Origin of the sequence: Actinosynnema sp. NPDC059797, from assembly GCF_042732085.1 — a bacterium.
Taxonomy (GTDB): Bacteria; Actinomycetota; Actinomycetes; order Mycobacteriales; family Pseudonocardiaceae; genus Actinosynnema.
In genome coordinates, this window is sequence record NZ_JBHWIE010000020.1 from 15,029 (window position 1) to 32,215 (window position 17,187).

A 17,187-nucleotide genomic window follows, 5' to 3' on the forward strand; every position below is an offset into this window, starting at 1 on the left:
CTCCAGTCGGACATCGCGAGTCGTACGTTCAGGACGCGCGAGTCGTACGTTCGGGACGTGTGAGTCGTACGTTCCGGTCGGGCGTGTCGTACGTTCAGGACCGGCGAGTCATGCGTTCAGGTCGCGCGTGTCATGCGTTCAGACCCGGCGTGTCATGCGTTCAGGTTGGTTGGTGGTGCGCGAAAAGGCCCGACCGCTGGTGCGGTCGGGCCTTGTTGTTGGTGCTCAGGCGCCTTCGGCGGTCAGGTCGTCGTCGTCCACGTTGCGGTTGTCCGTCTTCGGGCCGTTCTTGCGGGTGCGGCGCTGGGGGCGCGGGAGGGCCGTGGGCGGCGGGGGCGGGGTGGGGCTGCCGCCGCCGAGGATGAGTTCGGCGAAGGTTGCCATGGCCTCGTCCAACTGGCCGCCGATGCGGAGTTCGGATTCCTGGTTGCTCTTGCGGACCAGGGAGGCCAGGGTGTCGGCGTCCGGGCGGGACGACAGGGTGTTGTCGACCTTGTTGATGCCCTGCTCGACCACGCCGGACAGTTCGGCGAGGCGGGCCGCGAAGTCGTCCTCCACCGAGTCCAGGCGCGTGGTCATGGTGTCGAGGCGCGAGGTGACCTGCTCCAGGCGCTGGGCCAGGGCTTCGAGGCGGTCGGTGGCGTCGACCTGGTCGCGGGTCTCGTCGAGGGCCGCGTGCAGCGACTCGCGGGCCTCGTCGACCTTGCCGGTGATGGTGCTGCGCGTGTCGGCGAGGGCGCCGTGGAGGCTGTCGCGGGTTTCGGTGAGCTGGGCGTGCAGGCCGTCGCGCGTGGTGTTGAGGTTGTCCCTGGTCTCATCGAGGCGGCCGTGGAGGGCGTTGGTCGAGTCGGTGAGGGAGCGCTGGAGCGCTTCGCGCGTGCCGTCGAGGTGCTCGTGCACGCCCTCGTCCACCTCGTCGAGGCGGCCGCGGAGGGCGGCCTCCAGGACCTCCAGGCGCTCGCGCAGGGGCGCGGTGACCGCGCCGGGGACCTGGTCGACCTTGCTGTCCTGCTTGTCGAGGTGCAGTTCCAGGTCGTCGATGCGCTTGTGGATGTGGGAGAGCTTGTCCTCCAGGCCGTCCATGCGGCCCGCCACGCCCTCGAAGCGGCCGGTCACCCCGTCCAGCCGGCCGTCGAGCTGGGCGAACGGCTTGGCGAGCTTGTCGACCAGGCCGTCGACCGCCCGGCCGATGCCCTGCACCGCGTTGTCCTGGGCCTCCAGCCTGGCCAGCGCCTCGTCCAGCCGCTCGGCCAGCACGCTGACCTCGGTCCGGTCGGGCAGCTCGGACAAGCGCTTGCGAACGGAACCCAGCGACTCGAGCGGGGACATCCGTGCGTGGATCTCGTCCAGTGCGTCGAAGATCTGCTGCTGTTCGCTCTCACGGATCTCCGCGGCGCGCGTGAGCATGTTGCGCATCCGATCGAAGGACATCGTGGAGTTGTTGTTCTCGTTCACGGCTCGGTGCCTTCGTCCAGGGGAGGGGAGACCTCCGGGAGCCTAACCAGTTTGGGCCGGCGGTCTGTACCAGCCCCCGCGGGGAACCGCCTCGGGTGTACTCCGTTCGAGTTACGTTGGGTGACCCTACCTAAGGGTAACTGTGAAGGGGTCGCCGATGGTCGGTGGTGATCATCCACCGTGTGAGTGACCCGAGTTGGCGTTGTGGTAGCGGAAAGTTCTGCATCACGACTGCACAACGGCGAGTGGAAGACCCGAACGAGTGGTTCTGCACACAGGCGGCACACGTTCTGCCCACCCTAGCGGAACATGATCGTTCTCGGGGGGACCGGCCCGGCGTGTCGGCGGTATACGGTGGCGGCCATGCCGACCCCGCTTTCCCAGGAGGCCCTGCGCGGCGCGCCCAAGGTGCTGCTGCACGACCACCTCGACGGTGGCCTCCGTCCCCAGACGGTGATCGAACTCGCCGAGGCCTGCGGCCACCAGGGGTTGCCCACGACCGACCCCGTCGCCCTGGGCAACTGGTTCCGCGACAACGCCGACTCCGGCTCGCTGGTCCGCTACCTGGAGGGCTTCGCCCACACCTGCGGCGTCATGCAGGACGAGGCGGCGCTGGTGCGGGTGGCCTCCGAGGCCGTCCAGGACCTGGCGGCCGACGGCGTCGTCTACGCCGAGATCCGCTACGCCCCCGAGCTGTTCACCGAGCGCGGCCTGAGCTTGGAGCAGGCCGTGGAGGCGGTGCAGGAGGGGTTCCGGCAGGGCGTGGCCGCCTCGGGCGACCGGATCCGGGTCGGCGCGCTGCTGTGCGCGATGCGCCAGAACGACGGTTGGCAGCGCATCGCCGACCTGGTCGTGCGCTACCGGGACGCGGGCGTGGTCGGCTTCGACATCGCCGGTCCCGAGGCCGGTTTCCCGCCGAGCCGCGAGCTGTCCGCGTTCGAGTACCTGCGGCGGCAGAACGCCCACTTCACCATCCACGCCGCCGAGGCCGCGGGCGTCGAGTCGGCGTGGGAGGCCGTGCAGCTGGCGGGCGCGGAACGCCTCGGGCACGGCGTGCGGCTGGCCGAGGACATCGACGGCGACCGGGTGGGCCGGCTGGCCGCGTACGTGCGGGACCGCCGGATCGCGCTGGAGATGTGCCCCACGTCGAACGTGCAGACCGGCGCGGTCGCCTCGCTGGCCGAGCACCCGATCAAGCGGATGCACGAGCTGGGCTTCCGGGTCACCCTCAACACCGACAACCGGCTGATGAGCGGCGTCTCCATGACCAGCGAGTTCGCCACGGCGGTCGAGCACTTCGGCTTCGGCTGGGCCGACCTGCGCAAGTTCACCGCCAACGCCGCGAAGGCCGCGTTCCTGACGCACGACGAGCGCCGCGCCCTGATCCAGGACGTGGTCGAGCCCGCGTACGCGGCACTGGAGAAGTGAGGGGGAGGGGGCGGTCCGGCCCGGACCGCCCCCCTCCGGCTCAGTGGACCTTGAGCCGGTCCTCGAACTGCGCCACGAGGGTGCGCCAGGCGACGACCTCGTCGTCGAACGGCGCGCTCGGCGCCAGCCGCGTCGGTTCCGGCTTGAGCACGTAGTTCACCAGCCACCCGAGCCGCTCGGAGCCGTTGAGCCGCACCTTCACCTCGTCGTCACCGGCCCACTCGCCCGCGTCCTCCAGCAGCTCCACCGCGAGGTCGAGCTGCGTCGGGTCCACGGCGTCCGGCCCCTCGGAGATGTCCTCGTCCAGGCCCGCGAACACGTAGACGTTGTCCGGGTCGACCTCGACCTCCAGGTCGCCGCCGGTCGCCTTGGTGACCAGCTCGCCCCACGTCGACACCTCGACGAGGTCGTTGTCGTCGGCCTCGACGATGAACCGGGCCAGCGCGCGCGGCGAGCCGAACACGTCGATCTTGCCCTTGCGGCCGAGGAACACCGGCTGGTCGTCCAGGTAGCAGCGGAGCGTGTAGTACTCGCCCGCACCGGTGATGATCTTGATCGGGTCGATGCCGACCTCGCCCCAGAACCCGACCGGCTCCTCGCCGTCGGCCTCCTCGTCGTCGTCGGCGGCGCTCACCGCGGAGGCGTTGGCCTCCTCGAACGCGGCCAGCTCCTCCTGCGCCGCCGCCAGCGCGGCCTCGTCGACGTCGGGCGTGGTCACGACCTCGTCGATCGCGTCCAGCACCTCGTCCCACTTCTCCGCGACGACCCGCGCCAGCTCGGTCCACAGCGCCTGGCCCTCGCGACCGGTGAACGGCAGCGTGCCCTGCGGCAGCAGCGCGAAGCCCTCCGCCGAGTCCAGGACCTCGTGCACCTTCTCCAGGTCGCACACGTCCGCCAGCGACCGCACGATCGAGACCACGTCGGCCAGCTCGCCGATCACCCAGGTGTCGGGCTCCTCGGCGACCAGCTCCGGCACCCCGACCAGGTCGAACTGGTGGTTGTCGTCGGGCGACAGCTCACCGACCGTCAGCGCGGGCACCACGTGCCACGCCGGGTGGTCGGTCAGGTCGTGCTCCTCGGCCTTGCGCACGAACGCCGCGAGGTGCGCGGCGTCGGGGAAGGCGTACAGGTCCTCCTCGTGGCCGAGGAATGCCTCCCACTCCTCGCCCTCTTCCCGCCAGCGCGGTGCCCACAGGGTGACGACATCCCCCTGCGTGAGCCCCAGCTCGATCGGGACGATGTCCTGTGCCATCCGACCTCCCGGTCACGCCATGCCCCTTTGCCATGCGGGGGCAAGAGTACGGGGTCGATCACGGGCTACCGCCGTTGACCACGGAACGGGTCGGCGAAGTAGTCGTCGTCATCGTCGGGATCGGTGGGCGCGGGGCGCGGTGAGGGGCGTCGCGCGGGCTGCCGGGAGGCCCACGGAGGGGCGGCGACCGGTGGTGGGGCGACCGGAGGGGGTGGTGGGCCGCCGGGCGGTGGGGCGTCGCGCGAGGCGCGCAGCGGCGGCGGGCCGGCGAACGCCTCGATCGCCGTGGCCAGGCCGTCGCCCAGCGCCTTGGCCAGCTCGTTGTAGGCGCGCTGCACCGCCGCCTCGGCCGCGAGCCCGGCCGTCTCCACGGCCAGCCGGCCGATCGCCTCGGGCCCCCGCGACAGCGCGCCGGGGTGCAGGTCGAGCGACTTCAACTCGCCGGTGGCGGTCGCGGTGGCGCGGGCCAGGCCGGTGGGGTGCTCGGCCGCGCCGACCACGCGGGCCAGCACGTCGGTCAGCGCCTCGGCGGCGGCGAGCCGCTCCTCCCGGCTCATCGCGGGCCCTTCAGGTACGTGCTGCCGAAGTCGTCGTCGTCCGGTCCGCGCTCGAACCCGATCTCGGTGAGCGCCCGCAGCGTCTCCGGGTCGACCACGCGCTCCAGCGAGCGGTGCACCCGGGTGGCCGCGTCGCGGGACGCCGCCGCGGCCACGCGCACGATCTCGTCCGCCAGCGCCCGCGGGCCCAGGGCGAGCGCCGCCGGCGACACCCTGACCTCCCGCGGCGCACCGCCGGGCGCCGCCACGACCGTCACCGCGCCGTCCGGTGACGACGCCCGCCCGAGCACCGGTCCGGTGCGCGCCAGGTGCTCGCCGACCCTCCGCCCGGTGTCCGCGACCCGCCGGGCCGCCCTGTCCGCCTCGTCCACGTCCTCAGCCCGTCGGTCGGTAGAAGCCCATGAAGGCCATGCCGATGTTGTCGGTGCGGATAGGGTTCACCTGGACCGGGTCGCCCGCCTCCACCATCTGCCCGTTGCCGATCACCATCGCCACGTGCCCGTCCCACACCACCAGGTCGCCGGGCAGCAGCTGGCCCGGCGGCACGGAGGCTCCCATGGCCTGCGACGAGGCGGGCCTGGGGATGTCGAACCCCGCGCCCGCGTACGCCCACTGGGTCAGGCCGCTGCAGTCCGTGCCCTGTGGCGGGTTCGCGCCGCCCCACACGTACGGGGTGCCGAGTGCGGACAGCGCGTTGCGCACGGCCCGCGCGGCGGTCTCGTTGGGCGCCTCGGCGCTGCTGCCGTCCGGCAGGTTCACGCCCACGCCGGTGCCCGGCTGCGGCGGGATGGCCACCGGGAGGCGCGGGCCGACCGGATCGCCGCCTCCGCCGCCTCCACCGCCACCGCTGCTGCCGCCGCCCCCGCCTGAGCCGCCCCCGCCCGAGCCACCCGAGCTCCCGCCGGGGGCGTTGTTCGAGCCGGCGGGGCTGCCGTTCGCGGACGAGGCCGACGTCGTGCCGCCGCCCGGTTCCGCGCCCAGCGGGTCGCCCAGCCCGGCGAACGAGGGCTGCGCGAGGCCCTGGAGCCGGGTGACCGCGTCGGTCAGCTCGGTGCGGACCCGGTCCAGCTCCCGCGCGGTCCTGCCCTCGTACTCGCGGGCCTTCGCGGTCACCTCCGCCGCCACCGCGAGGACCGCGCCCGCGCCGCCGAACAGCGACGCGGCCACGGCCGCCGCCAGCCGGGGCCACGCCCAGCCGGTGAACTCGTCGATGAGGCCCTGGATCGCGGCCTTGCCGGAGTCCACCGCGCTCACCGCGTCGGTGGCCGCCTGCTGGGCGGTCGTGGCGTTGCGCGCCAACGTGCCCACGCCGCCGGAGAACGCGCTCACCCGCTGCTGGAACGCGGTGGCCCGGTCGCCGTACCAGGTCGCCAGGGCCGAGTTCGCCGCGCCGGTGTGCCTGCCGTCGAGCTCGGTCAGGGCCGTCGAGGCCCGCCCGAACGCCTCCGCGGCGCGCGTGGCGCCACCGGTGTCGCCCTCCAGCTGGGCCAGGTGGTCCTCCATCGGCTGGACCAGGGCCGCCAGGAAACCGCCGACGTCCACGTCAGACCCGGTACGCGCGGTCGAGGTCGGCGGCGTTCCGCGACTCCTGCTCGGCGTAGGCGAGGCTCGCGTCCCGGGCCGCGCCGGCGAGCCCGGACAGCGCCGCCGCCGCGGCGGCCACCCCGTCCACCTGGGCCTGGGCCGCGCGCTGGAACGCCGCGCCCAGCCCGACCTCGTCGCCGATCCTGCCGAAGCTGCCCGCCGCCAGTGACGTCGTGCCCGCCAAGGTCGACGTGCCGACCGCGGCCACCTCGTCCGACAACCCGGCGGCCGTGCTGCCGTACGCCGACAGCGCGGCGGTGTCGACGTCGAAACCCCGTTCCAACCCTGCCCCCTCGGTGCGCTCTCCTCGCGCCGGGATCCTGCCTCATCAGGCGGGCCGGCGTGCGGCGTTCCGGTGGACAGTGCCCCGATGAGCGGTACCTGGCACGCCCGTACCAGGTGATCATGGGGACGTGGGTGTCCTGCGCCATTGGGAACGGATAGTGGCGTGGCTCGACGAGCACGCCCCCTCGACCGCGCGAGCCTTCGTGCCACCGGAGGACGAGTCCGCCGTCGAGGCGCTGGAGGCCGCGACCGGGCTGGCGCCGCCCGACGAGCTGCGCGCCTGGTGGTCGGTCTGCGGCGGCACGGCCGACCTGGCGTTCGCCGAGGTGCTGCCGCCCTTCTACACGCCGCTGGGCCCGTCCAACGCGCTGCGCTCGTGGCGGTTGAAGGAGCGCTTCTGGCCCGCCGACCCGGACAGCGAGGCGGGTGCGCCGACGGTCGGCTTCCACCCGCGGTGGCTGCCCATCGCGTTCGACGGGTGCGGTGACGCGCTCGCGCTCGACCTGCGGCCGGGCGTGCTGTCGGGGTGCGTGGTGGAGTGGGACCGCGAGGCGGGCGGCATGGCCAAGCCCGAGTGGACCGGGCTGGAGGAGATGCTGGACCGGATCGCCACGGCCCTGGAGCACCGCGGCCGGCTCGGCCACTGCGAGCCGCTGGTCGGCTCGGACGGCCGGCTGGGGTGGCGCACCGACTAGGTCACCCGGCGGGGTGACCTCGACGTGCCGGGAACGCGGTGGTGCCGTTGGCTGCGGGGAGGGTGCCGACCTCCTCGGGAGCTGGGACATGCGGATCAACCGCGTCGGGGCCGCCGGCCTGGCGGTGCTGGCCTCGGTGGCGCTCGGCTGGGCGCCGGGGCGGGTGGACGCCGGGGTGAACCCGGTGCGGCCGGTCGCGCCGGGCGACGTGGCGCTCGACCCGAGCCACGGGTTCCTGGTGCTGGTCGAGACCGACGCCGAGCTGAACGAGAACGAGACCGAGGGGCCGGTGGCGGTCGGCGGCGACGTGCGCTTCCGCACCTACAACGTCGGGCCCAACAACCCCGGCACGTACGTCCTGGCCGGTGACGACCGGCCGACCAGCTTCGTCGTCGGCGGGCGCGTCGACTTCGCGGGCAGCCCGGCGGGCGCGCAGCTCAACGTGCTCGACCGGTCCTACGCCAAGATCGGCGACCTGTCGGGGGCGGGCGTGCTGCCCTCCGGCGGGGTCACGTTCGTCGTGCCGGCGGGCGGCGACCAGGGCACCCGGCCCGCGGTGGCCGTGCAGGCCCCGCAGCCCGCCGCGTCGGTGGGCGGGCCGAGCGGGTTCGACTTCCCGTCCCTGTTCGCGACCTACCGGGGCATCGCCGCGGACCTCGCCACGTGCCCGTCCACGGTGGTGCTGCGCGACCAGAACGGGCAGCGGCCGTGGAACGGGACCGACCCCAACGCCACCCTCGGGCTCCAACCCGGGCAGAACGTCCTCACCCTGACCGCCGCGCAGCTCGCGGCGCTCAAGAACGTCAACCCGCTCAACGGGGCGCTCCAGCCCGGCGACCGGGCCTGGCTGGTGGTCAACGTCGACGTGGCGGGCGACTACGAGTGGCCGGTGCCGAACGTCAGCTGGCAGGGCAACGGCCCGTCGCGCCACGTGCTGTGGAACTTCACCACCTCGGGGACCGTCACGCTGCCGGCGGGGACGGGCACGGTGTGGGGGACGGTCTACGCGCCGAACGCCACCCTGGTGGACGACAGCCCGGCCAACGTGGAGGGCGCGGTCGTGGTCCGCTCGCTGGTGCACGGCGGTGCGGCGGGCGGCAGCGGCGGCGAGATCCACCACGCGCCGTTCGAGGACCTGGTGACGTGCGGCGACACCACGCCGACGACCACGACCACGCCGACGACCACGGCCGCGCCGACGACCACGACCACCACGACCACGGTCGCGCCGACCACCACCACCGCGCCGACCGGGAGCACGACGACCGCCGCGCCGACGACGACCACCACCACTCACGGGGACGTGCCCGCGATCGACCCGGGCGCCGGGCGCCCCCTCGCCGGCACCGGCGCCCCGGTCGCCGGTCCCCTGCTGCTGTCGGGCGCGCTGGTGCTGTCCGGCGCGGCCCTGGTGGCGGGCGCCCGGTTGGGTCGCGGCCGTGCGTTCCGGCGGATCGGGGGTACCCGGCGGCCATGACCAGCTACGAGTACCGGGCGACGGTGGACATGGGCGCCGACGAGCTGTTCGCGTTCATGGCGCGCCCGGAGAGCCTGCCCCAGCACCTGCCCGGCCTGGAGGCCACGACCCCGGGCGTGGACAGCGGGGGCCGTCGGATCTCCTGGGAGGAGAACGGCTACCGGGGTGAGTTGGTCGTGGTCGACGACGGCCCCGGGCGCAGCCAGGTCGCGGTCGCGGTGAAGACCGACCGGGAGGGCGACGTCCGGCGCGAGCTGGAGGAGGCGGTGGCCGCGCTGGCCCACCGGGCCACCGGCGAGGCCGAGTCCAGCTCCACGGCCGACGAGAACAACTGGTACTGATGTGACGCACATCACTTCCCGTTGAGAACCGTTCCGCGTGAGCGGGCGTCTTGCCGGGTGTGAACGAGGAGCAGTTGGTCCGCGCGGTCGCCCGCGGTGACCGCGCGGCCTTCGAGGAGCTCTACCGCCGCACGTCGCCGTGGCTCGCCGTGCGCCTGCGCCGCCGGTGCGCCGACGAGCAGGTCGTCGCCGAGGTCATGCAGGAGACCTACCTGGCGGTGTGGCGCGCGGCCGGGTCGTTCGCGGGCGCCGCGGTCGACGGCACCGCGGTCGGCTGGCTGTGGACGATCGCCGCCCGCCGGCTGGTCGACGCCTTCCGCCGCCGCGCCCACCACGCCCGGGCGCTGCCCGAGCCGGCCCCCGCGCCCGCCGCCGAGGAAGAGGCGCTGGCGGGCGCGTTGAGCGACCACGTCGGCGGCGCGCTGCGCGACCTCGCGCCCGAGCTGCGGCAGGTCCTCCAGGCGATGGTGCTCGACGGGCTGACCGTCCGCGAGACCGCCGTGCTGCTCGGGGTCCCCGAGGGCACCGTCAAGACCCGCGCCAGGCGGGCCCGGATCGCCATGCGGGAGGCGCTGTCGTGAACGAGCACGCGTCCGTCGAGCTGATCACCCGCTACGCGGCGGGCGAGGACCTGCCCGTCGACCAGGTGTGGGCGGTCGAGTCGCACCTGGAGGGGTGCGAGCTGTGCCGGCTGCGGCTGGCCGACCTGGCCCCGCCGCCGGTCACGGCGCTGACCGCGGCGGTGTGGGCGGGGCTGGAGCCCACCGGGACGCCCGCGCCCGTGCGCCGGAACTGGGCGCCGTGGGCGGCGCCGTCGCTGCTGCCCTGGCTCGCGATGACCGCGCTCGTGGTGTTCGCGGTCCTGTTCGTCGACTTCCTCGCGCCCCCCGACGAGGTGCCGTCCGTGCTGCTGCTCGTCGCGCCGGTGCTGCCGGTGCTGGGCGTCGCGGGCGCGTGGACGCGGGCGGTCGACCCGGCCTACGAGCTGGTGGCGTCGACCGCGCGGGCCGGGCTGGAACTGGTGCTGCGGCGGACGCTGGCCGTGCTCCTCGCGGTGCTGCCCCCGCTGCTCGTCGGCGGGTGGCTGACCGGCGCGTCACCCGCGTACTGGCTGCTGCCGTGCCTGGCCGTCACCTCGGTGACGCTCGCGCTCGGCAGCGTGGTCGGGGTGCGCCGGGCCGCGGTCGCCACCACCACCGCGTGGGCGGTGCTGGTGGTCGGCCCGGCGGTGTGGCTCGGCGACGTGCCCGGGGCGCTCACGCCCGGCGCGGCGCCGCTCTGGGCGGCGGCGCTGGTCGGGGGCGCCGCCGCCGTGTTCTTCAGGTCCGCGTCCTACGCGCGGCTGTGACGGAGGGGAAGATGGTGCGTGCGGTGGGCGCGACGGAGGTCGCGCCAACGGGGTACGCCTGGCAGGTCCGGGCGGAGGGCTTGCGCGTGCGCGCGGGCCGACGGATGGCCGTGGACGGGCTCGACCTGAGGTTGGGTCGCGGCGTGCACGGGTTGCTCGGGCCGAACGGCGCGGGCAAGACCACGCTGATCCGGTCGCTGGCGACGGTGCTGCGGCCCGCGTCGGGGACGCTGGAGGTGTTCGGGCGGCCGGTGTCCGGGCAGGTGGACCTGCGGGCGCTGCGGCGCTCCCTGGGCTACCTGCCGCAGGACTTCGGCTACTACAAGCGGTTCACCGTCCGCGAGTTCGTCGAGTACGTGGCGTGGCTCAAGGAGGTGCCCGCGCGGGACGTCCCCGGCGCGGTGCAGCGCGCCGTCGAGCGCGTCGGCCTGGCCGACCGGGCCGACGACCGGCTCAAGTCGCTGTCCGGCGGCATGGTCCGGCGGGCGGGCATCGCGCAGGCGATCGTCAACGACCCGGAGCTGCTGCTGCTCGACGAGCCGACGGCGGGGCTGGACCCCGGCCAGCGGGTGCGGTTCCGGGAACTGGTGCAGGAACTGGGCGCGGACGCGTGCGTGGTGGTGTCGACGCACCTGGTGGAGGACGTGGCGGCGGCCTGCTCGGACGTCGTGCTGGTCTCCGGGGGCAAGCTCGTGTTCCAGGGCACGCCCGCCGAGCTGGCCGCCGCGGGCGGACCGGACCACGTCGGCGACAGCCCGATCGAGCGCGGCTACTCGGCGCTGCTGGGCGGTGCCTGGTGAGGGTCCTGGGCATCGAGCTGCGCCGGACCTCGGCGCCGGTCGTGGGGCTGGTGACGGTCGCGGTCCTGCTGTTCATGCTCGAGTGGGGGCCGCCGACCAAGAACAGCACCGCGTGGACCGGCCAGTGGTCGTCGCTGGCCGAGTGGAGCCGGTTCATGCTGCTGCTGGCGTGCCCGCTGGTGATCGGCGGCGGCGCGCTGCTGGGGCTGCGCGACCGGCGGTCCGGGGTGGAGGAGCTGTTCGCCTCCACGCCGAGGCCGCGCGCGCAGCGGGTGCTGTGGACGCTGGGCGCGTCGGCCCTGGCGCTGGTCGTCGCGTACGCCGCGGTGGTCGTCGCCGGTGCGGTGCGGATGCGGTCCGACTACTTCCACTGGGGCTGGCTCCCGGTCGCGCTGGTCGGGGCGCTCGCCCTGGTGGCGGCGTCGTGGGTGGGCATCGGCCTGGGGCGGCTGGCGCCGTGGCCGCTCACCCCGCCGGCGGCGGCGGTGGCCGCGTTCGCGCTGATGGCGTTCACGCCGTCGGTCGAGGGCGGCTGGTTCCGGTTCACGCTGCTGACGCCGAGCGTGCCGGCGCCGGACAGCGTGTTCGAGCACGTCGCCGGTGTGGTGACCGCCGGGCAGGCGGTGTGGTTCGCCGGGCTGGCGCTGACCGGGTTCCTGCTGGTCGCGCTGCGGCGGCGGTGGCCCGCGGTGCTGCCGGCGCTGGTGGCGGGCGCGGTGGCGGTGCCGCTGATGCCCGCGACGCCGGCGGGGGCGCTGTCGCCCGACCCGGTGGCCGCCGAACTGGTGTGCGCGGACGGGCTGTGCCTGACGCGGGCGCACGAGGCCGAGCGGGCGGCGCTGGCGGGCCCGGCGCGCGAGGCGCTGCGGCGGCTGGCGAAACTGCCGTCGCCGCCGGTGGAGGTGCGCGAGGCGGCGGGGCCGGTGCTGGCGGTCGAGCGCGGTCCCGACGCGCCGGAGGCGGTGTGGGTGCGCCTGGACGAGTTCGCGTACTTCCGGACCTCCGGCGAGGTGGCGCCCGAGCGGGTGGTCGAGTGGCTGGTCGCGGGCGCCGGGACGCGGTCCTGCGTCGGCGAGTACGTGACGGGGGATCTTACGCGGGAGGTCGCGTTCCGCACCGTCGCGGCGGCCTGGGTGACCGGCGAGCTGAAGCCGCTGCCGGCGTACCGGATGTGGGTCGGGCGGGAGACGGAGGCCGTGGCGGCTTCGGCGTGGGAGGTCCTGCGGGCCCTGCCGGAGGCCGAGCAGGCGGCGCGCGTGCAGGCGGCCCGCGAGGTGCAGGCGGCGTGCTCCGGCGACGCGCTGACCGTGCTGACGGGAACGCCGGCGTGACCCGGCCGCTCGTCCTCCACGCCCGTTCGCGCCAGGTGCCGGCCTCGCTGGCCACCGCGGTCGCCGGGGTGGGGCTGATCGGCTTCCTGGCCCAGCCGGGCGGCGACCCGAGGCTCGCCGCGTTCGCCGCCGCCATCGGGGTGTCCGCCGTCGCGGTCGGGTTCGGCGGGCACGACCGGGACCTCGACCGCACGGCGGCGTTCGCCTGGCCGCCGCGCCGGGCCGGGCACCTGCTGCTCGGCGCGGCGGTGGTCGCCCTCCTGCTGCTGGCCGTGGGTCGGGTGGCCGACCCCGTGGCGCCGGACGGGGTGGTGCTCCGCGCCGTGGTCGGGCTGGGCGGGCTGGCGGCGCTCGGCGCGTGCCTGTTCGGCTCGCTCGCGGCCTGGTCGCTGCCGGTCGGCTGGGCGGGCCTCACGCTCGTCGTGCCACCCGGCGACGAGTGGCGGGAACGCCTGCTCGCCTGGCCGGTGCAGCCCGCCGGCACGCCCTCGGCCACGGTGATCGCGGTCGTGCTCGGGTGCGCGGGGCTGGTGGCCTACAGCGCGTTCGGCTGCCGCCGGTAGGCCGCCGGGGCGCGGTCGTGGACGACGAAGGCCCCGAGCCACCGGCCGAACCGGGTGGCGCGGGGCCTTCGGCGACGCCGTCCTACACCCCGATCGGGTGCCAGACCGTCTTCGTCTCCAGGAACGCCCGCAGCCGCGACAGGTCCGGCTCGCGGGTGAAGTCCTCGTCCGCCCGGACCCGCGGCACCCGCTTCACCGTGCCCGCCGCCGCCCGCTCCAGCTCCGCCCGGCTCGACTCCGGCGCGCCCGTCAGGTCCAGCGCGTTCACGTCCGCGTGCGACGCCAGCCACGGCGCGATCTCCGCCGTCCGCCCGGTCAGCACGTTCACCACCCCGCCCGGCAGGTCGGAGGTCGCCAGCACCTCCGACAGCGTGATCGCGGGCAGCGGCCGGTCCTGCGAGGACACCACCACCGCCGCGTTGCCGGTCGCGATCACCGGCGCCACCACGCTGACCAGCCCCAGCAGCGACGACTCCTGCGGCGCGAGCACCGCCACCACGCCCGTCGGCTCCGGCACCGAGAACGAGAAGTACGGCCCGGCCACCGGGTTCGCCGCCCCCAGCACGCCGGTCACCTTGTCGGTCCACCCCGCGTACCAGACCCAGCGGTCGATCGCCGCGTCGACCAGCGCCTGCGCCTTCTTCGCCGCCACGCCCTCGGCGGCGGCCACCTCGGCCGTGAACTGCTCGCGGCGGCCCTCCAGCACCTCGGCCACCCGGTACAGCACCTGCCCGCGGTTGTACGCGGTCGCGCCGGACCAGCCGGGGAACGCCTTGCGCGCCGCCGCCACCGCGTCCCGGGCGTCCTTGCGCGAGCCCTGCGCGGCGTTGGCGAGGAACGCGCCCTTGGCGTCGGCCACCGGGTAGGACCGGCCCGACTCGGAACGCGGGAACGCGCCGCCGATGTAGAGCTTGTAGGTCTTCGCCACGGAAATGCGCTCAGACATCGAGGTACGCCTCCAGCCCGGTGCGACCGCCCTCGCGGCCGAAGCCCGACTCCTGGTAGCCGCCGAACGGGGCGGTCGGGTCGAAGCGGTTGAACGTGTTGGCCCACACCACGCCGGCGCGCATCTTCTGCGCGGCCCACAGGATGCGCGAGCCCTTCTCCGTCCAGACGCCCGCGGACAGCCCGTACGGCGTGTTGTTCGCCTTGGCCACCGCCTCGTCGGGCGTGCGGAACGTCAGCACCGACAGCACCGGCCCGAAGATCTCCTCGCGCGCGATCCGCATCGCCTGCGACACGTTGGAGAACACGGTCGGCGCGAAGAAGAAACCCTTGTCCGGCAACGGGCACGACGACGTCCAGCGCTCGGCGCCCTCGGCCTCGCCCGACGACGCCAGCTCCTGGATCCTGGTCAGCTGCTCGCGCGAGTTGATCGCGCCGACGTCGGTGTTCTTGTCCAGCGGGTCGCCGACGCGCAGCGTGGACACCCGGGCGCGCAGCTTCTCCAGCAGCTCGTCGGCCACCGACTCCTGCACCAGCAGCCGCGAGCCCGCGCAGCACACGTGGCCCTGGTTGAAGAAGATGCCGTTGACGATGCCCTCGACGGCCTGGTCCAGCGGCGCGTCGTCGAACACGATGTTCGCCGCCTTGCCGCCCAGCTCCAGGGTGAGCTTGCGGCCGGTGCCCGCCAGCTGCCCCTGGATGAGCTTGCCGACGTCCGTCGAACCGGTGAACGCGACCTTGTCCACGTCCGCGTGGGAGACCACCGCGGCGCCGACGTCACCCGCACCGGGGAGGATGTTCACCACGCCGGGTGGCAGGTCGGCCTGCTGGATGATCTCCGCGAGCACCAGCGCGGTCAGCGGCGTGGTCTCGGCGGGCTTGAGCACCACGGTGTTGCCGCAGGCCAGCGCGGGCGCGATCTTCCACGCCGCCATCAGCAGCGGGAAGTTCCACGGGATCACCTGGCCGGCCACGCCCAGCGGGCGCGGGTCGGGGCCGTGGCCCGCGTAGGCGAGCTTGTCCGCCCAGCCCGCGTGGTAGAAGAAGTGCGCGGCGGCCGTGGGCACGTCCACGTCCCGCGACTCCCTGATCGGCTTGCCGTTGTCCAGCGACTCCAGCACGGCCAGCTCGCGCGCGCGTTCCTGCACCAGCCGGGCGATGCGGAAGATGTACTTGGCCCGCTCGGAGCCCGGCATCCGGCCCCACACGCGGTCGTAGGCGCGGCGCGCGGCCTTCACGGCCTTGTCCACGTCGTCGGCGGTGGCCGTGGAGACCTCGGCCAGCACCTCCTCGGTGGCCGGGTTGATCGTCTTCAGCGGCTCGCCGCCGCCCTCGACGAACTGCCCGTCCACGAACATCCGGTACGTCGGCTTGAGGTTCGCGATGTCCCGCGACTCGGGCGCGGGCGCGTATTCCCACATGGTCAGTCCACCGTCACGTAATCGGGGCCGCTGTAGTGGCCCGCCAACTGGGTGCGCCGCTGCATCAGCAGGTCGTTGAGCAGCGTGGAGGCGCCGAACCGGAACAGGTCCGCGGTCAGCCACTCCGGACCCGCCACCTCGTGCACGGCCACCAGGTACTTGATCGCGTCCTTCGTGGTGCGGATGCCGCCGGCGGGCTTCACGCCGCGGAGCTGCCCGGTCCGGTCGCGCCAGTCGCGCACGGCCTGGAGCATCACGTGGGTCACCGGCAGCGTCGCCGCGGGCGACACCTTGCCGGTGGAGGTCTTGATGAAGTCGCCGCCCGCGAGCAGCGCGAGCCACGACGCGCGGCGCACGTTGTCGTAGGTGGCCAGCTCGCCGGTCTCCAGGATGACCTTGAGGTGCGCGTCGCCGCAGGCGTGCTTGACCTGCACGATCTCGTCGAACACCTGCCCGTAGCGGCCGGAGAGGAACGCGCCCCGGTCGATCACCATGTCGATCTCGGTCGCGCCCGCGTCCACGGCGAAGGCGGTGTCCTCCAGCTTCACCTTGAGGCTGGAGCGGCCGGACGGGAAGGCGGTGGCCACGCTGGCGACGCCGATCCCGGTGCCCCGCAGCTCCCCGACCGCCGTGGCGACCATGTCGGGGTACACGCAGACCGCGGCGACCCGGGGCACGTCCGGGTTGTCCGGGTCGGGCCGGCGCGCCTTCGCGGCCAGCGACCGCACCTTGCCGGGGGTGTCGGCGCCCTCCAGCGTGGTCAGGTCGACCATGCCGATCGCGGCGTCGATGGCCCACAGCTTCGAGGCCTTCTTGATGCTGCGCGTGCCCAACCCGGCCGCGCGCTGTTCCACGCCGACCTGGTCCACGCCGGGCAGCCCGTGGAGGAACCGGCGCAGCGACGCGTCGTCGCGGACGGCGTCCGCGAGCGCCGGCGGCAGCGACGGCGAAGTGGATGGAGCAGCCATGCCGCCGAGTCTAGGCGGAGTGGGACGGCCGTCCTAAGCGACGACGTTTCCCCAGGTCAGACCCTAGGTCAGTCCTCGATCTCGCGGTTCTTCTGCTTTTTCTTCTTCGGCCGCTTCACCTCGACCGCGCCCATCAGCGCGAGCCCGGTGATCCGCACGGACGGCCCGCCGGGGATGGTCGGTTCGCCCTTGTGGGTGAGGTCCTCGAACGCGCCCATGAACCCGATCCCGTCGACCCGCACGGTCACCTCCGGCGGCACGATCACCTCGACGCCGCCCATGATCGCGTAGGCGTTGATCGTGGTCTCCTGCTGCGCGAACCGCGCCCGGGTCAGGTCGATCACCACGCCGCCCATGATCGCGGCCGCGTTGTGGGTGGCCGGCACGACCCAGTCGCCCCGCCGCTCGACCCCCGACCAGAACGCGAACGACATCGCCGAGCCGGGCGTGCCGCCGACGCGGGACGCGGGCAGGTGCTGCCGGCCGTCCGCGGGCAGCGCCATCGGCGTCAACGAGGGCGAGGGCAGGCCGAGGTCGGCGGTCAGCGGCACCAGCTCGCCGTAGGTCTTCGCGGCGTAGGTGGCGGCCAGGCGCTCGTCCAGCTCGTGGAGGTCGAGGCGCCCCTCCCCGTGGGCCTGCTGGAGCACCTGCGCGACCTTCTCTCGGTCGGCGTCCGAGGCGCGCATCTGACGGGGGTCCGGCACCAGCTCGTCGCTCACACGGGTGAGTCTAGGAGC

At 74.3% G+C, this 17,187-nt stretch carries 19 protein-coding genes; 9 read left to right on the forward strand and 10 right to left on the reverse strand.

The window, feature by feature from the left end:
- Positions 1 to 225: 225 nt before the first annotated feature.
- The gene (locus ACFV4N_RS08910; protein WP_499671947.1) at positions 226 to 1,416 is read right to left on the reverse strand and encodes a hypothetical protein; all 1,191 of its coding nucleotides are present in this window, start codon (positions 1,414 to 1,416) and stop codon (positions 226 to 228) included.
- Between the two features lie 402 nt (positions 1,417 to 1,818).
- Between ACFV4N_RS08910 and ACFV4N_RS08915 the strand changes: the two genes are divergently transcribed.
- Positions 1,819 to 2,883, forward strand: a complete 1,065-nt coding sequence (locus ACFV4N_RS08915; protein ID WP_499671914.1) for an adenosine deaminase — start codon at positions 1,819 to 1,821, stop codon at positions 2,881 to 2,883.
- 40 nt (positions 2,884 to 2,923) lie between these two features.
- Here the strand turns inward: ACFV4N_RS08915 and ACFV4N_RS08920 are convergent, their stop codons facing one another.
- From ACFV4N_RS08920 to ACFV4N_RS08940, 5 genes are all read right to left on the reverse strand, one after another.
- Positions 2,924 to 4,135: a SatS C-terminal domain-containing protein gene (locus tag ACFV4N_RS08920; RefSeq protein ID WP_499671915.1), complete on the reverse strand. Its 1,212-nt coding sequence runs from the start codon at positions 4,133 to 4,135 to the stop codon at positions 2,924 to 2,926.
- Between the two features lie 65 nt (positions 4,136 to 4,200).
- Entirely contained in the window at positions 4,201 to 4,692 is a 492-nt protein-coding gene (locus ACFV4N_RS08925) for a hypothetical protein (RefSeq protein ID WP_499671916.1), read from the reverse strand.
- Positions 4,689 to 5,063: a YbaB/EbfC family nucleoid-associated protein gene (locus ACFV4N_RS08930; RefSeq protein WP_499671917.1), complete on the reverse strand. Its 375-nt coding sequence runs from the start codon at positions 5,061 to 5,063 to the stop codon at positions 4,689 to 4,691. The genes ACFV4N_RS08925 and ACFV4N_RS08930 overlap by 4 nt, the downstream gene beginning before the upstream one ends.
- 4 nt (positions 5,064 to 5,067) lie before the next feature.
- Positions 5,068 to 6,234 (reverse strand): bifunctional WXG100 family type VII secretion target/C40 family peptidase, encoded by a 1,167-nt coding sequence (locus tag ACFV4N_RS08935; protein WP_499671918.1) that lies wholly within the window; start codon positions 6,232 to 6,234, stop codon positions 5,068 to 5,070.
- A gap of 1 nt (position 6,235) precedes the next feature.
- Positions 6,236 to 6,559: a type VII secretion target gene (locus tag ACFV4N_RS08940; RefSeq protein WP_499671919.1), complete on the reverse strand. Its 324-nt coding sequence runs from the start codon at positions 6,557 to 6,559 to the stop codon at positions 6,236 to 6,238.
- A 130-nt stretch (positions 6,560 to 6,689) separates the two neighbouring features.
- On the opposite strand from ACFV4N_RS08940, the gene ACFV4N_RS08945 reads away from it, so the two are divergent.
- From ACFV4N_RS08945 to ACFV4N_RS08980, 8 genes are all read left to right on the forward strand, one after another.
- Positions 6,690 to 7,256, forward strand: a complete 567-nt coding sequence (locus tag ACFV4N_RS08945; protein WP_499671920.1) for an SMI1/KNR4 family protein — start codon at positions 6,690 to 6,692, stop codon at positions 7,254 to 7,256.
- Positions 7,257 to 7,344: 88 nt separating this feature from the next.
- The gene (locus ACFV4N_RS08950; RefSeq protein WP_499671921.1) at positions 7,345 to 8,733 is read left to right on the forward strand and encodes a collagen-binding domain-containing protein; all 1,389 of its coding nucleotides are present in this window, start codon (positions 7,345 to 7,347) and stop codon (positions 8,731 to 8,733) included.
- Positions 8,730 to 9,074, forward strand: coding sequence for an SRPBCC family protein (locus ACFV4N_RS08955; protein WP_499671922.1), 345 nt, complete (start codon positions 8,730 to 8,732; stop codon positions 9,072 to 9,074). The genes ACFV4N_RS08950 and ACFV4N_RS08955 overlap by 4 nt, the downstream gene beginning before the upstream one ends.
- Positions 9,075 to 9,133: 59 nt before the next feature.
- The gene (locus ACFV4N_RS08960; protein ID WP_499671923.1) at positions 9,134 to 9,655 is read left to right on the forward strand and encodes an RNA polymerase sigma factor; all 522 of its coding nucleotides are present in this window, start codon (positions 9,134 to 9,136) and stop codon (positions 9,653 to 9,655) included.
- Entirely contained in the window at positions 9,652 to 10,422 is a 771-nt protein-coding gene (locus ACFV4N_RS08965; protein ID WP_499671924.1) for an anti-sigma factor family protein, read from the forward strand. The genes ACFV4N_RS08960 and ACFV4N_RS08965 overlap by 4 nt, the downstream gene beginning before the upstream one ends.
- Before the next feature lie 14 nt (positions 10,423 to 10,436).
- Positions 10,437 to 11,222 carry an ABC transporter ATP-binding protein gene (locus ACFV4N_RS08970; protein ID WP_499671948.1) on the forward strand — a complete coding sequence of 262 codons (786 nt, stop codon included), beginning with the start codon at positions 10,437 to 10,439 and terminating at the stop codon, positions 11,220 to 11,222.
- Positions 11,219 to 12,553, forward strand: a complete 1,335-nt coding sequence (locus ACFV4N_RS08975; protein ID WP_499671925.1) for a hypothetical protein — start codon at positions 11,219 to 11,221, stop codon at positions 12,551 to 12,553. The genes ACFV4N_RS08970 and ACFV4N_RS08975 overlap by 4 nt, the downstream gene beginning before the upstream one ends.
- On the forward strand, positions 12,550 to 13,116 hold the full coding sequence (locus ACFV4N_RS08980) for a hypothetical protein (RefSeq protein WP_499671926.1): 567 nt from the start codon (positions 12,550 to 12,552) through the stop codon (positions 13,114 to 13,116). Before ACFV4N_RS08975 ends, ACFV4N_RS08980 begins: the two co-directional genes overlap by 4 nt.
- 82 nt (positions 13,117 to 13,198) lie before the next feature.
- Here the strand turns inward: ACFV4N_RS08980 and ACFV4N_RS08985 are convergent, their stop codons facing one another.
- The 4 genes from ACFV4N_RS08985 to ACFV4N_RS09000 form a co-directional block, all read right to left on the reverse strand.
- Entirely contained in the window at positions 13,199 to 14,062 is an 864-nt protein-coding gene (locus ACFV4N_RS08985) for an aldehyde dehydrogenase family protein (RefSeq protein ID WP_499671927.1), read from the reverse strand.
- Positions 14,055 to 15,488, reverse strand: coding sequence for an aldehyde dehydrogenase family protein (locus tag ACFV4N_RS08990; RefSeq protein ID WP_499671949.1), 1,434 nt, complete (start codon positions 15,486 to 15,488; stop codon positions 14,055 to 14,057). Before ACFV4N_RS08990 ends, ACFV4N_RS08985 begins: the two co-directional genes overlap by 8 nt.
- Positions 15,485 to 16,450 (reverse strand): deoxyribose-phosphate aldolase, encoded by a 966-nt coding sequence (gene deoC, locus ACFV4N_RS08995; protein WP_499671928.1) that lies wholly within the window; start codon positions 16,448 to 16,450, stop codon positions 15,485 to 15,487. The genes ACFV4N_RS08990 and deoC overlap by 4 nt, the downstream gene beginning before the upstream one ends.
- A 68-nt stretch (positions 16,451 to 16,518) precedes the next feature.
- A complete protein-coding gene (locus tag ACFV4N_RS09000; protein ID WP_499671929.1) occupies positions 16,519 to 17,169 on the reverse strand; it encodes a DUF1707 SHOCT-like domain-containing protein in 651 nt (216 codons plus the stop codon).
- Between the last annotated feature and the right edge of the window lie 18 nt (positions 17,170 to 17,187).